The 15,102-nt window shown below is 55.3% G+C and carries 7 protein-coding genes and 2 pseudogenes; 4 read left to right on the plus strand and 5 right to left on the minus strand.

Features of this window, described 5'->3' with window-relative positions; all coding sequences use genetic code 11:
• Positions 1-58: 58 nt before the first annotated feature.
• Complete coding sequence (locus tag IC37_RS13145; protein ID WP_081729387.1) at positions 59-4,747, plus strand: RHS repeat-associated core domain-containing protein; 4,689 nt, start codon at positions 59-61, stop codon at positions 4,745-4,747.
• Between the two features lie 48 nt (positions 4,748-4,795).
• Here IC37_RS13145 and IC37_RS13150 read toward each other — a convergent pair whose 3' ends face one another.
• Both IC37_RS13150 and IC37_RS13155 read right to left on the minus strand, forming a co-directional pair.
• Positions 4,796-5,524, minus strand: coding sequence for a response regulator (locus tag IC37_RS13150; RefSeq protein ID WP_030131403.1), 729 nt, complete (start codon positions 5,522-5,524; stop codon positions 4,796-4,798).
• Positions 5,493-5,855: a LuxR C-terminal-related transcriptional regulator gene (locus IC37_RS13155; RefSeq protein ID WP_081729391.1), complete on the minus strand. Its 363-nt coding sequence runs from the start codon at positions 5,853-5,855 to the stop codon at positions 5,493-5,495. Before IC37_RS13155 ends, IC37_RS13150 begins: the two co-directional genes overlap by 32 nt.
• Positions 5,856-6,227: 372 nt before the next feature.
• Between IC37_RS13155 and IC37_RS13160 the strand changes: the two are divergent.
• Together IC37_RS13160 and IC37_RS13165 are read left to right on the plus strand one after the other, a co-directional pair.
• Positions 6,228-7,411, plus strand: a pseudogene (locus tag IC37_RS13160) (pyridoxal phosphate-dependent aminotransferase).
• A gap of 252 nt (positions 7,412-7,663) precedes the next feature.
• Complete coding sequence (locus IC37_RS13165; protein WP_371916325.1) at positions 7,664-9,463, plus strand: fibronectin type III domain-containing protein; 1,800 nt, start codon at positions 7,664-7,666, stop codon at positions 9,461-9,463.
• On the opposite strand, the pseudogene IC37_RS13170 reads toward IC37_RS13165, so the two are convergent.
• The 3 genes and pseudogenes from IC37_RS13170 to IC37_RS13180 form a co-directional block, all read right to left on the minus strand.
• A pseudogene (locus IC37_RS13170) lies at positions 9,456-9,659 on the minus strand (hypothetical protein); the annotation flags it as partial. The gene IC37_RS13165 and the pseudogene IC37_RS13170 overlap by 8 nt on opposite strands.
• Before the next feature lie 189 nt (positions 9,660-9,848).
• Positions 9,849-12,947 (minus strand): efflux RND transporter permease subunit, encoded by a 3,099-nt coding sequence (locus tag IC37_RS13175; RefSeq protein WP_030131400.1) that lies wholly within the window; start codon positions 12,945-12,947, stop codon positions 9,849-9,851.
• 15 nt (positions 12,948-12,962) lie between these two features.
• On the minus strand, positions 12,963-14,120 hold the full coding sequence (locus IC37_RS13180; RefSeq protein ID WP_030131399.1) for an efflux RND transporter periplasmic adaptor subunit: 1,158 nt from the start codon (positions 14,118-14,120) through the stop codon (positions 12,963-12,965).
• Between the two features lie 278 nt (positions 14,121-14,398).
• Between IC37_RS13180 and IC37_RS13185 the strand changes: the two genes are divergently transcribed.
• Positions 14,399-15,100, plus strand: coding sequence for a response regulator transcription factor (locus IC37_RS13185; protein ID WP_030131398.1), 702 nt, complete (start codon positions 14,399-14,401; stop codon positions 15,098-15,100).
• Positions 15,101-15,102: the final 2 nt, after the last annotated feature.

A 15,102-nucleotide genomic window follows, 5' to 3' on the forward strand; every position in this document is an offset into this window, starting at 1 on the left:
ATTTAACTTAAAGAAGCGTCCTGCATAATTATGCCTGTAACGGGCCGGAGAACTGTAAATGACTACTTCCAGTAAAGTACATTCCCAAGCGTTTGGCTTTATGAGCTATCTGTCGTCCGGTGTCGATGAACGAACAGGCCAGTACACGTTATCGATCAATGTGCCAGAGTTTCAGGCTAACGAACTCAATGGTCCCGGATACCCGTTGGGGCTGGTTTTCAATCCAATGAATACACGTAATTCCGGATTCGGCGTTGGCTGGGATTTGCGTTTCACGCAGTTCACACCGGATAACGGTATTCTGGCCTTAAACACCGGTGAAACCTATAAAGTCACCAGTACTACCGGGGGCATACCATACTTCAAGGAAAAAAAACTCGATAGTTTTCATTTTCAAAATAACCTGGACGGCACCTACCGTGTCGCCCACAAGTCAGGTTTGATTGAAATACTGAAAACCGTGGGGGGTAGTGGCAACCTGGTTGCATTGCCCCACGAAATCGAGGCCCCGAGCGGGCACAAAATCCATCTGGCCTATGACCGTGTTGATCAACTGCTCGATTCGATCAGTGACAGCAACGGCGTGTTACTTCGTGTTCAGCGCAACGAGGCTGGAACGCGAGTCAATCTGCTTGTTCACCCTGATGGCAGTTCTGGCGGTGCGCTTGCCAACTATGAGTTGGAAGTCAACAGCGGAAGGCTCGAAGAGATACATCTTCCTTTCTCCATTGGGGGCTCGTGGCGTTTGAAGTACGAGTTGAAACACGATGTACTTAGCATCAAGGAGGTTGATTCGCCGGTCGGCGGGCGCGAAATCATCGAATACCTCGACGACGGGCACGGCATCCCGAGTTTACCTGGCGAACCAACGCTTAAAATCCCACGAGTGACACGTCACCGCTCGATTCCGGGTTTTGACCAGCCTGAAATCGAAATGACTTACCTTTATTCCTCCAACGACCAGAATAATGGCCATAACTTCCTGGGTTACGGGGCGGAGGTCAGTGTGGAGGTGGGTCTGGACCCGCTTTATAAAGTGAACTACCTCTACAATTACGGGACCACAGTCAATCTGATCGTTGATAGCAAAGTAGTTCGCAGCGTGGTGCGTACCTTCAACCGTTTCCATTTGCTCAAGGAAGAAGTCACCACCCAGAATGATTGCGTTAAACGGGTTTCAACAACCTATCATGATGTGGACGCCGAGTTCGAGCAGCAACCTGCACAGTTTCAGCTGCCGAAGAAAGTCGAGAATCGTTGGGAGTTGGCAAATGACTCGACCAAGTTGCGCACTGAGGAAGTCCTTACCAGCTACGACCTGTACGGCAACCTGACCGAACAGACCGAAGCCAGCGGCATCAGGACTACGTTTTCTTATTATCAGAAGGATGACGTGCCTGGCGATCCTGAAGGCTTCGTGCGTTCCCCAAAAGAAACCATTGTTTACCCCGCATCCGGTGCCTCCGGCAATGCCCAGGTGCTGTGCACACGCCATACATACCGACTGCTTGCACCGTTAACGGGTAGCGCTTCCAATGGCTGGCTAGTTCCCGATAAGGAGTTGCTGCTGGAGTTGCAAGGCAGCAACGAAATCGAGCGCCAATGCACGGAGAATTTTTACAACAGCACTCCAGAGAACGCATTCCTCCACGGTCGACCGTCCAGCCAACGACTGACGCTGAACGGAAAGACAACTTCCACAACATTCGCCTACAACAGGCTTGATAGTGCTTTGGCTGGCGCATCGGTGCTGGAGATCGTTGAGACCCTGACCGGTTTCGACCATCTGGTTGACGGTGAGCCGACACCGCGGCACGTCGAAAAAATCAATACGCGTCAAATTTCTTTGCTGCATGGTCAACCGCTGCTCACCTTTGACGACAATAATGTGGTGATCAAGTACACGTACGATGAGTTGCAACGCGTCAAAAGCGAAACCGTATCGCCGAATACGGAGTACGAAGCGACCCGTTTATACAGCTATACACTGGCGTCACCCGAAGAACCGCAGGCATCCCAGACTATGACCGACGTGAAAGGGGTAACGACTCGCACTAAATTCGATGGGCTCAATCGACCTGTTTACGAAGAGCGCCAGCAAGCTGACCGCAAAGTGCGGGCTGACGAATATCGTCAAACCATGGCATTTGCCTACGATGCCTTGGGTAATCTCGTCGAGGAGAAGGTGTTCGATTGGCCTAATGGTGAAGCAAAGTCACTCAGTGCCCAATGGCCTAATGGCGACACATCACTGGTATTGACCACGCGCTATGAGTTCAACGATTGGAATGAGCCACGGTGCACCATCGGCCACGACGGTATTAAGGTTTTCGAGGAACTCGACCATTTGGGCGTGCCGGAGTGGAAACATGGACCGGTTCAGCGTAGCTGGCGCGAAACACCCGCAGAGCCATCGGCCGTCAGTGGCGAGACCATGACCTATTTGAATCTTTTCGAGAAGCCGGCAAGCGTCAAACGCTTCAATACGCGTGGTGATTCAACACCTATCAGCCACCATCAGTACGAATATGACGGACTGGGGCGCACGGTCAAGGAAACCGATGCCAAAAACGCCGTGACGCTTTTCAACTATGACCATTTCGGGCGAATGACCGAGAACACATTGCCCATGGGCGCGGTTGTGCGGCGCCAATACGCCGAACACAGCGCTGAAGATTTGCCCATACAAATAAGTGTCGATAATTATGTGTTGGGTTTACAGGATTTTGACGGACTGGACCGCAAGAAAAGCGACACGACCGGCGGGCGTATGCAAACGTACAGTTACGACATCGGCCAGGCGCAGCCGGCCAGCGTGACCACCGCAGACGAGCAGCTGATTCGTTACAAGTACAGGCCGCAACTGGGAGAGGAACCCTGGTTGCGTTATCTGCCCGGCGACGCCGGTGAGATCGAGGCTGTGTATGAACACGATGTACAGAATGCCCGGCTAATGCATTGCGAGTCCGAAGGCCTGGGCCTGAGTCGCGAGTACTTCACTACCGGTGAGGTGAAAACCGAAACTCGCACGAGTGTCGACGGCGAATACACAATGATGTACGACAATAGCCTTATAGGACGGCAACTGAGCTATACCGACGTGCTCGGTCAGCTTCAAAGTTATGGCTACGACCTGACGGGAAGATTGGTGAAAACACAATTGGGCACCACCTCTTCAGTTTTTACTTACGATGAATTTGGGCGGCCTTTTACTACTGAAACGCAAGACGGTTCGCAAAAGGTAATTACTACGCTGACATACGATAAATTCGATCGCGAAACAAAGCGCGTATTCAACCTGAATGGTGTCATGCAGGAGCTGACGCAAGTGTACAACGAGGTCGACGCATTGGTTCAGCGCACCTTGAAAGCGGGAACCGAAGTCTTGCGAGACGAGATGTATGATTACGACCCGCGCGGCAGACTCGTGACCTATACCTGCGAAGGGAGCCAGCCGCCAAAGGACCCTTATGGCAATGAGATTCGCAGTCAAGTCTTTAGATTTGATGCAATGGATAATATCACTGGAGTGATTACGAGTTTCGGCGAGAAGGAAAACGTAGCGCGACATTTTTATGAGAACCCAGATAAAACCCAGCTGACACGGATTACTAATACCTATACCAATACTGATGTCAATACTGATGCCAAGTATCCTGCGGAGATCAAGCTCGAATATGACCTGAACGGGAATTTGATTCGCGACGAAGTCGGTCGCAACCTGGTGTACAACGCGCTTAATCAGCTGTTGAGTGTCAATGACTCATCGTTCAAGTACGACCCACAGAATACGCTGACAGGTTCACGCTCTGGCGATGTAGACAGTACGCAGGAGCAGCGCTTTTATCAAAAAGGAGAGCTGGCGAATCGGATTCAGGGGGCCGAGAAGAGTACCTTCGTGCGTGGCGAAGGAGGTGTGCTCGCGGAGCAACAGGTCGGTGCTGACCCAAAGACCCTGGTCTTGGCCGAAGACAATAAAAATAGCCCTCTATGCGAGATGCTTCCCGAGTCGTCCAACAATGTCGCCTATTCGGCTTATGGCTATCGCAGTGCTGAAGCGGCGGTCAATACATCCTACGGATATAACGGTGAACTTCGAGAGGCGGATACCGGTTGGTATTTCCTAGGGAATGGATATCGGGCGCTCAACCCATTGCTGATGCGATTCCATAGCCCGGATAGCTGGAGTCCGTTTGGCGCAGGGGGAATGAATGGATACACGTATGTCTTGGGCAATCCAATCAAATGGAAGGATGAAACGGGGCATATGATTAGCCGTGTAAGCTTCATCAAACAGGCCAAGGCGGAAAACGCGGCTCAGTTTAGCCGTGCATCTACTGCACAAGCTGTCGCGATGAAGGCCAGGGTCAAAAGTGCGAGTAAATCAGCTGCACCTGCTACCCAACAAGCTGATGATTTACTCACTCCAGTGAGCCCAACCTCTCAAAGACCGCCCATGCCATTTCCAAAACCAAAACCGAACTCATACTTACGCCGCAATGAAAAGAATCCAGTAGCTGAATGGGTTGTAGAGAGTAATCCTGCTTTCGACAAACCGAAGAAATTGCTCTCGTGGGAGAATGGGGCGCTGCTTAGCGAACGAGAGTTTTCGACAGTCCCTGCATACACTGTTACGAAAAACTCCGCCCCAGAACAGAGTACGCACGTGCAAAAATCGAAAGCTGCGAATAAACCTTCGGTGAAAGAAATCAGGGAAACGCAAGGGCGCTTCCAGTTCGAGCAGTGATTACAAGTGCTTAAATTTGACGTTCTATTGGATGTATATGGGCAGCTGCTAACGCTGTAACCCACTCACCCGAGCAAACTCCATCAGACCCCCGTCATGGCCAAGCCCCAACTTGTCCATGGCGGTACGCTTTTGCCTGCTAATGGTTTTTTCGCTGCGGTTGAGTTGCGCGGCAATCTGACGGCCGGACAGACCCTGAACAAACAATCTCACCACCTCCAGCTCCCGTTCGGAAAGTCCGGCTACAGGCGCACCCGCTTGCCTGGATACGCTTTGCGCACGCAATCCTTGAGCAAAGGCAGGACTCAGAAACCGGCGTCCCCTCATCACCTCATCCACGCACTGCTTCAATTCGCAAAGCAGGCTGCGTTTATCGAACAAGCCGTCCACACCCAGCTTGAGCAAAGCCTGGTGTATGGAGGGATTGGATAACATGGTCATGACGATTAAGCGCGTTTGATGAAAGTGACGTTTTACGTAATTCATCAAGTTCAGACCATCGGGAAACTGTCCGTCAGGCATTGAGTAATCGCTTATCAGAACGTCGCAGGGTGTGCGCTGTAGATGGCCGATCAACTGGTCGGCACTCTGCGCCTGAGCAACGATGGAGAAGGTAGTGCCGAGCGTCATTTCTGCTCCCATCAGTACGACGGGATGGTCATCGGCGATAATGATGCGTAGCGCTTTAGTTGAACCATGCCCGTGGGACGCTTGCGCGTCATCACGGACACCGATGCGGGGGAGGTCAAGGTGTTTTCGCGTGTGATTCAGGTTCATGAAGGGGCTCGACAGGGGTCAATGATACGCCCGCCGAACAGACGCCGATGCCAGGTCCATGGATGAGGCCTAACTCCCGTGCCATTGTTCCGGCGAGATGGCGCTTGCTCACACCAAATTTCTTGAGTGTCTTGTTAATGTGGTAATTCACGTTAGCTTCGCTACAGCTGCAGATCATCGCGATTTCACATGAAGACTTGCCAGCTTCGCTCCATTGCAAGAACTCCTTTTCCCGGCGCGTGAGATTGATCGATCGAGGTTGAAGGTGCTCTGCGGGTTGATAAGAAGCATCAGGGGTTGATCGATCTGAGACGGTTGTGGTGCGGTGCATATCTGAATCTCCCATTCATCATCATTGACGGCGTGGGCGCGGCAGAATCTTCCTACTTCTAAATGGCATGGTTCGCACGGCCATCCTTCGGGCGCCTGGGCGCGGTTGAAGGAACGTTTTTCTTATATCTCGATTTGGCTTGCGTGTGACCTGTCATAAATTACAGGTGTGGGACTTTAATGAGGCATTGTTGGAAAGACTGTCAGGCAAAGCGACCCTTGTCGTAGGAGAGATCACTGGATTTCCGTCTTGCGCTCACGTTCTGATATTGCTTGCGGTCGTGCCGATACCGCTGACATGCAGTTTCGGTACTGGCGAGCATCGAGATTTGAGATAGGGTTGAGTCAAGGATTCGCGCCAATGGAGAGATACATGCGTTATTCAGCCTTGACCCAACGAATTGACGGCGATGGCGCGGCGGCCTGGCGCATTCATGATCGAGCGCTGACGTTACGCGAGCAGGGTGCTGACGTGTTGCTGCTGTCGGTGGGCGATTCAGACTTCGATACACCACAGCCCATTGTCCAGGCGTGCATCGACAGTCTTCTGGCCGGCGATACACATTATGGCAGGCGCGCGGCAGTGCCGGGCTGCGACGCAGTATCTCGGAGCGTCATCGACGTCTCAGTGGTCAGGTGGTGGGCATTGATCAGGTGATCGTCACGCCTGGCGCCCAATGCGCGGTGTATTCGGTTGCACAGTGCCTGCTCGATCCGGGTGACGAGGTACTCGTCGCCGAACCTATGTACGTGACTTATGAGGGCGTGTTCGGCGCATGTGGGGCAAAGGTGGTACCGGTATCGGTGTGTCCGGAGAACGGCTTTCGCGTTGATCCGGTGGATGTCGCGGCATTGATCACAGTGAAGACTCGAGCCATCTTGATTAACAGTCCGAACAATCCGTCCAGTGCAAGCCTTTCATTGAAGACCTGGCATGAACTCGATCGCTTTGTGTCTGTCACGATCTTTGGTTGATCAGTGATGAGGTGTACAGCGATTTATTGTATGAGGGCGTACATGTCAGCCCGGGTAGCCTGCCCGGAATGGCCGAACGCACAGCGACGATCAACAGTCTGTCCAAATCTCACGCCATGAGCGGCTGGCGTGTAGGCTGGGTGATCGGCCCCAAGCCCCTGATAGACCATTTGGAGCATTTGTCAGTGCATGCTGTTCGGCATTCCTGAGTTCATTCAGCACGCCGCAGTGGTTGCTCTCGATGATGATCTGCCAGAACTGCTGCGTATGCGCCATGAATACCGGTTGCGCCGCGATCTGGTGTGGCTCAGCCTCGGCAACTGCCAGGGCTTGAAGCCTGTATGACCTGATGGCGGCATGTTCGTAATGGTTGATGTACGCCAAACCGGATTGAGCGCCCAGCGATTCGCCGAGCAACTGCTGGAAGGCTACGGCGTATCGGTGCTGGCCGGGGAGGCGTTCGGACCGAGCGCGGCGGGGCATATCCGTATTGGTTTGGTGGTTGACCAGGGAAGGTTGGCAGATGCATGTCAGCGAATTGCGTTGTGTGCCGCGCAATTATTGGATGTACGCCGCGCTTAGCCCCGCTAACGCAACATCAGACTGGTCCAAATAGCACAAATCCCATGGAATGCCACTGATAGATCTGTTAGTGGCGCACCACATCAAGAAGGGTTCTACTTGGGTACTTCTATTTGGTAAAGGGAAATGTCTATGAATCGCTTATCATCCGACGACCATTCCTTGGATAGTGTTATCGCTGTAAAATCGGCGGAGCAAATTTGCTCACCTGGTTATGTGAGCGGTCACCGACTTACGCCAACTACCGTCGTAATGAACTGGGAAGAACGCTACTCGACGTGTTCTCGATGCCCGGATCCCATCGAGTACGAAGTTGTCATCGAAGGTCTCACGAGTATAAAAGTGTCTCACCCCCCTTGCGAGATATCGGGCCTGACGCCAGGGGCCCAATACTTGGTTTATGTATACGCGATAGCAGCGGATAACAATGTATCAAGGCGCTGTACGTATCATTTGAACAAATTCATCCCGGTTATTCCTACCAAACCGGGAACCCCGGAAGTAAGCGATCTGACATGTACTTCGGCAACCCTCACTTGGGCACCATCGACAGACAATGGCGGGAACATTCGCTACAGGGTTTATCTTGATGGACATCTGGTAGGCCAGACCGATCAGCCGACATTCAAACTTTCGCACTTGCGAACCAGCGTCAGCTATCTTGTCGAAGTCGTGGCGTTCAACGAAGGCGGTATCTCCCAGTCAGCCTCTGTAACGTTCAGGACTTTGTTGCGCCCACCGACCAATCTGAAACTGAAACATAATGCCGGGACATGCAGACTTTCCTGGTCTCCGATGTTCTTCAAGTTTCCGGCTCACAAGGTCACGATAAACGGCAAAAAATTTACCGCAGGCTTTTTGGGGTTGAATTTCAGTCTTGCTGAGGTGTCGCCTGGTCCAGCGCCTCATCATTTCACTTTTGAGGTGTACGCCGAACTTGATGGCCAGGTATCGGAGACTACAGAATTTGAGACTACATTGTATGATGTAGAGCCTCCCTCCAGGCCTGGCAAGCCAGTTATTACAAATATCACCGACAGTACTGCTCATATGGAATGGGCGCCGTCGAGCGATAATGGCGGTTTTGTTCAATACAGAGTCGTCTTGAATGGATTGGTCAAATTAGATTATCAAGAGACGCAGTATCAGCTTACAAACATGCAGAGCGGTATCAACCAGCTCGTTTTTGTGCGTGCTGAAGACAAAGATGGCAATCTATCACAGCACAGTGAGCCGATCATATTCAAAACGACAGGTCCGGAGCATTCAGGAGAAGTTCCTTTTCACTCCGCCAGAGTCCTTCCCTTAACTTCAACTAGTGCACAAATACAATGGTTTTACGACCCGATCGTTTTCGTGTTAGGTGCAACGATCCTGATAAACGGCGATGTTCATGCGGTTGCGGCTTTGGTAGGTTTTTCAAACGTCCAGGGTCTGATTCCCGGATTCACGTACACCATAGAGTTGTTTCCATTTGGCTCTCCGTTCAAACATGGCCCCATGACCGTCATCTATGAGGCCAAAGATATCACCCCCCCTACCGTCCCGGAAAATCTAAGCATCACAGAAATGACACCGGATTCGGTTACGCTGAGCTGGGACGAATCAACCGATGACATCGGCGTGCACGAGTATGTCATCTACAACAACAGCGTATATTTCGACAGTACCCCGTTAACCCAGTACACGGCCGTTGACTTAGTGCCCGATACTTATTCGTTTGAAGTGCGTGCTGTGGATTTTTCGGGAAATGCTTCTGAACCGGCTTCGATTCCAATTGAAATCAAGGGCACTCCCTTCAGCGCACCGACAAATATTCTTGTCAGTAGGGGTTTGATGCCTGCTATAAGCTGGGATGCGCCAAGTGATATGGAAGATGTCATCCGCTACGACATCGTTTTGACCGGGCCTGGGAGGGAAGAACTTTCATTCCAGACTACCCGGAATTTCCTGAGGCTCGAAAAGCAGGCGCTCAATCGTTACGAAATCCGCATTACAGCGCTTAATGCCAAGGGACGTTCCGCACCGCTGATTAGCGAATTTACACGCTGAATATTACGCCGATCAGCAGCCATGAACCGATCACGGTCATGCGGTGAAACGTAATGCAGCAGCTTGCGAGTGGTGTCCAGGTCCTTGCTGTCGGCCAGTTCGAGATGATCGAATCGGCGGGAACCAGAATGCCCGCCGCAATGCCGAGGGTAGTCGCGGCTGACAGGCGCGGGTGGGTGTGGGTGAGGAAGGGCATGGAGACTCGATGGAGTCAGGGCATTGCAATCACATTAGCCCAGGGTCGTGTGCTGTGACCATAACCTTCAAGTTTGTGAGATCCCTTGTGAGAGCGAGCCTGCTCGCGAAGGGGTCATCACATTCAACATCCATGTTGACGATTAGACCGCTTTCGCGAGCAGGCTCGCACACATTGGGCCGGTGGTGGTCAGAGATCCTTGTGTCGCCCCCGCACCAGCTCCATCACCACCACAAAAAACACCGGCACAAACACCACCGCCAACGTCGCGGTGATCATCCCGCCGATCACCCCGGTGCCAATGGCCTGCTGACTCGCCGAGCTGGCTCCGGTGGCAATTGCCAGCGGCACCACGCCAAGGATGAACGCCAGCGACGTCATCACAATCGGTCGCAACCGCAGGCGCGCGGCTTGCAGGGTGGCGTCGATCAGGTCGTGGCCTTCGTCGTACAGGCTCTTGGCGAATTCGATGATCAGGATCGCGTTCTTCGCCGACAAGCCAATGATGGTGATCAGCCCGACCTTGAAGAACACGTCGTTGGGCATACCGCGCAAGGTCACGGCCAATACCGCACCGAGCACACCGAGCGGCACCACCAGCAGCACCGACGTCGGAATCGACCAGCTCTCGTACAACGCCGCCAGACACAGGAACACGATCAGCAACGAAAGCCCGAGCAGAATCGGTGCCTGGCTGCCGGACAAGCGTTCCTGCAACGACAACCCGGTCCATTCCTGTCCCAAACCGGCCGGCCCTTGCGCCACTAGCCGTTCGATTTCCGCCATGGCTTCGCCGGTGCTGTAACCCGGCGCCGGCTCACCTGAAATACTGATGGCCGGGTAGCCGTTGTAACGGGTCAACTGCGCCGGGCCTTGGGTCCAGTTGGCCCGGACGAAGGCCGACAACGGCACCATTTTCTCGGTGTTGTTGCGCACGTTAATCTTCAAAAGATCGGCGACCTGACTGCGTTGATCCCCTTCAGCCTGCACCACCACTCGTTGCATTCGTCCTTGATTGGGGAAATCGTTGATGTAGGCCGAACCCACGGCGGTGGACAGCACGTTGCCGACGTCGGCAAACGACACCCCCAGCGCATTCGCCTGTTTGCGGTCGACGATCAGTTGCACCTGCGGCGCTTCGGCTAGCGCACTTTCGCGCACGTTCATCAGGATCGGGCTCTTTTCGGCGGCGGCCAGCAATTGGCTGCGTGCCTGCATCAGCGTGGCATGGCCGAGGCCGCCACGGTCTTGCAAACGGAACTCGAAACCGCTGGACGTACCGAGGCCATCGACCGGTGGCGGCAATACCGCGAAGGCCATGGCGTCCTTGATCTGGCTGAGCGCGATGTTGGCCCGGTCGGCAATCGAACTCGCTGAATCGTCACTACCGCGATCCGACCAATTCTTGAGCGTGGTAAACGCCAACGCCGCGTTCTGTCCGCTGCCGGAAAAACTGAAGCCGAGAATCACTGTACTGTCGCCGACGCCCGGTTCGGTGGCGTTGTGCGCTTCGATCTGCTCGACCACCTGCACCGTACGGTTCTTGCTCGCGCCGGGTGGCAACTGAATATCGGTAATGGTGTAACCCTGATCCTCCACCGGCAGGAACGACGATGGCAGGCGACTGAACAGCAGCCCCAGACTCACCAGCAGTACGACGTAAATCAGCAGGTAACGACCGCTGCGTTTCAGCGCATAGGCAACCCAGCCCTGATAGCGCACGGTGAGTTGCTCGAAACGGCGATTGAACCAGCCGAAGAATCCGGATTTTTCGTGATGCTCACCTTGGGCAATCGGCTTGAGCAGCGTCGCACACAGCGCCGGCGTCAAGGTCAGGGCGAGGAACGCCGAGAACAGGATCGAGGTGGCCATCGACAACGAAAATTGCCGGTAGATCACTCCGACCGAACCTTGCATGAACGCCATTGGAATGAACACCGCCACCAGCACCAGGGTGATGCCGATGATCGCGCCGGTGATCTGCTTCATTGCCTTGCGCGTGGCGTCCTTGGGCGACAGGCCTTCAGTGGCCATGATCCGCTCGACGTTCTCCACCACCACAATCGCGTCATCCACCAGAATGCCGATGGCCAGCACCATGCCGAACATGGTCAGTACGTTGATCGAGAAGCCCAGCGCCAACATGATCGCAAAAGTCCCCATCAGCGCCACCGGCACCACCAGTGTCGGAATCAGCGTGTAGCGGATGTTCTGCAGGAACAGAAACATCACCGCGAACACCAGCACCATCGCCTCAATGAGGGTGTAAACCACTTTGGTGATCGAGACTTTGACGAAGGGGGAGGTGTCGTACGGAATCTTGTATTCCACACCGGCGGGGAAGTAGCGCGCCAGTTCATCCATCTTCGCCCGCACCAGCGTCGCGGTGCTCAGGGCATTAGCGCCCGGCGACAGTTGCACGCTGACGGCAGTCGACGGTTTGCCGTTCAGGCGGGTGGAGAACTGGTATTCCTGACTGCCGATCTCGACCCGCGCCACATCGCCGATGCGCACGGTGGACCCATCAGGATTGGCCTTGAGCACAATCTCGGCGAATTCTTCAGGTGTCGACAACTGACCTTTGACCAGGATGGTCGCGGTGATTTCCTGAGTGGTACGAGCCGGCAAGTCGCCAATGCTGCCGGCGGAAACCTGAGCGTTCTGCGCGACGATGGCGGCGTTGACATCGGCCGGGGTCAGGTTGAAACCCATCAGTTTCTGCGGGTCGATCCAGATGCGCATCGCCCGTTCGGCACCGTACAACTGGGCCTTGCCGACGCCGTCCAGACGCTTGATTTCGTTCATCACGTTGCGCGCCAGGTAATCGCTGAGCGATACGTCGTCGAGCTTGCCATCGCTGGAGGTGAGGGTGATCAGCAGCAGGAAACCGGCGGAGACTTTCTCCACCTGCAAGCCCTGTTGAGTAACGGCTTGCGGCAAGCGCGACTCGACCCCTTTGAGGCGGTTTTGCACATCGACCTGCGCCATCTCCGGGTCAGTGCCCGGCTGGAACGTCGCGGTGATGGTGGCGCTGCCGAGGCTGCTCTGGGATTCGAAATACAGCAGGTGATCAGCGCCGTTGAGTTCTTCCTCGATCAGGCTGACCACGCTTTCGTCCACGGTCTGCGCTGAGGCGCCCGGGTAGGTGGCATAGATTTCGACTTTCGGCGGCGCGACGTTCGGGTATTGCGCCACCGGCAACTGCACAATGGCCAACGCACCGGCCAGCAGGATGAACAAGGCGATCACCCAAGCAAACACCGGGCGGTCGATAAAGAACTGCGGCATAAAAAAGCGTCCTGCTTACTGACCAGAAACCTGGGCAAGTGGAAGAGGGGTGTCATCTATCTGGACTTTTTCACCGGGGCGCGCGTGTTGCAGGCCTTCAGTGACGATGCGGTCGCCGGGCTTGAGGCCATGGGTGACGATCCAGCGATCGTTCTGCACCGGGCCCAGTTCGACCGGTTGCTGGCCGATCCGCTGCTCGGCGTCGAGCAGCAGCACCTGGGCGATGCCGGCGCTGTCACGCTGAATGGCCCGTTGCGGCACGCTGATGCCTTGCTGATTGAACGCTTGCTCCAGACGCACCCGCACGAAGCTGCCCGGCAGCAAGTCGAGGTCCGGGTTGGGGAACTCGCTGCGCAGAATGATCTGACCGGTGCCCGGGTCGACGGTGATGTCGGTGAACAGCAACTTGCCCGGTAACGGGTAGAGGCTGCCGTCGTCCTGAATCAATGTGGCTTTGGCCTGACCTTGGCCTACTTCCTTTAACTGGCCAGAACGGAACGCGCGGCGCAGGTCGTTGAGTTCACGGGTCGATTGCGTGAGGTCAGCGTGGATCGGGTTCAACTGCTGAATCAGTGCCAACGGGGTAGTTTCGTTCTGCCCGACCAGCGCGCCTTCGGTCACCAGCGCTCGGCCGATGCGCCCGGAAATAGGCGCGGTGACGGTGGCGTAACCGAGGCTCAGTTTCGCCCGCTCCACGGCGGCTTTGTTGGCGGCGACATCGGCGGCGGTTTGCCGGGCATTGGCGCGAGCGTTGTCGTAATCCTGAGCGCTGATGGCGTTGCCTTCGATCAACTGGGCGTAACGCTGTTCTTGCAATCTGGCCTGGAACGCGTTGGCCTCGGCCTTGCGCAGTGCTGCTTCGGCGCTGTCCAGGTCGGCCTTGAACGGCGCCGGGTCGATACGGAAGAGAACGTCGCCTTTTTTTACATCGCTGCCTTCACGGAAGGTTCGCTGCAACACTACGCCGGCAACTCGGGCACGGACTTCGGCGATGCGTGGCGCAACAATCCGCCCGCTCAGTTCGCTGCTGATCGACAGGGGGCGGGCTTCGATGGTTTCAATCCGCACAGTGGCCAGCGGGGCCTGTTCTTCGGCGATTGAGGACTGATCACAAGCGCTCAGGGTCAACGCCAGTGAAATCAGGCTGAGCGTGGCAAGCAGATTCTTTGACATGTAAATACCCCAATAATGACCTCCCGCATCCTACGGGGAGCCGGCGAGGCTAGCGGTGAAGCTTTGTAGGTGCTGTGTGAAATTGTGTAAGGGTTTTGCTCATGCGCGCGTGAGGGCGTATATCCTTGGCGGCTTGATTCCTTTGCGCCTGTTATGCCGCCTTCGCGAGCAAGCCCGCTCCCACACTGGATCTGCGTCGCACTGAAGATCAAATGTGGGAGCGGGCTTGCTCGCGAAGAGGCCCTCACAGGCGCCACAGCACTTTCTGGAAACACCCCATGCCCAACATCCTCCTGGTCGAAGACGACTCCGCGCTCTCCGAACTGATTGCCAGTTACCTGGAACGCAATGGCTATTCGGTCAGCGTGATCAGCCGTGGCGACCATGTGCGCGAACGGGCGCGGCAAAGCCCGCCGGACCTGGTGATCCTCGATCTGATGCTGCCGGGGCTCGACGGTTTGCAGGTCTGCCGCTTGCTGCGGGCTGATTCGGCGACGTTGCCGATCCTGATGCTCACCGCCCGCGACGACAGTCACGATCAAGTGCTGGGCCTGGAAATGGGCGCCGACGACTACGTCACCAAACCCTGCGAACCACGGGTGTTGCTGGCTCGAGTGCGCACCTTGCTGCGCCGCAGCAGCCTCAGCGAACCGCAAACCGCCAACGACCGCATCCTCATCGGCAATTTGTGCATCGATCTGTCCGAACGCACCGTGACCTGGCGCGAACAGCCGGTGGAAATGTCCAGCGGCGAATACAACCTGCTGGTGGTGATGGCCCGGCATGCCGGCGAAGTGCTGAGTCGCGACCAGATTCTGCAGCGCCTGCGCGGTATCGAATTCAACGGCACCGATCGCTCGGTGGATGTGGCGATTTCCAAGCTGCGGCGCAAGTTCGACGACCACGCCGGCGAGGCGCGCAAGATCAAGACCGTGTGGGGCAAGGGCTACCTGTTCAGCCGCTCTGAGTGGGAATGCTGAAT

Origin of the sequence: Pseudomonas sp. QTF5 (assembly GCF_000512695.2) — a bacterium.
GTDB lineage: Bacteria > Pseudomonadota > Gammaproteobacteria > Pseudomonadales > Pseudomonadaceae > Aquipseudomonas.

Excerpts from the sequence above, each read along its gene's own strand:
- IC37_RS13145 (WP_081729387.1), top strand. The coding sequence starts at position 59 with ATGACTACTTCCAGTAAAGTACATTCCCAAGCGTTTGGCTTTATGAGC.
- IC37_RS13150 (WP_030131403.1), bottom strand. The coding sequence starts at position 5,524 with ATGAACCTGAATCACACGCGAAAACACCTTGACCTCCCCCGCATCGGT.
- IC37_RS13155 (WP_081729391.1), bottom strand. The coding sequence starts at position 5,855 with ATGCACCGCACCACAACCGTCTCAGATCGATCAACCCCTGATGCTTCT.
- IC37_RS13165 (WP_371916325.1), top strand. The coding sequence starts at position 7,664 with ATGAACTGGGAAGAACGCTACTCGACGTGTTCTCGATGCCCGGATCCC.
- IC37_RS13175 (WP_030131400.1), bottom strand. The coding sequence starts at position 12,947 with ATGCCGCAGTTCTTTATCGACCGCCCGGTGTTTGCTTGGGTGATCGCC.
- IC37_RS13180 (WP_030131399.1), bottom strand. The coding sequence starts at position 14,120 with ATGTCAAAGAATCTGCTTGCCACGCTCAGCCTGATTTCACTGGCGTTG.
- IC37_RS13185 (WP_030131398.1), top strand. The coding sequence starts at position 14,399 with ATGCCCAACATCCTCCTGGTCGAAGACGACTCCGCGCTCTCCGAACTG.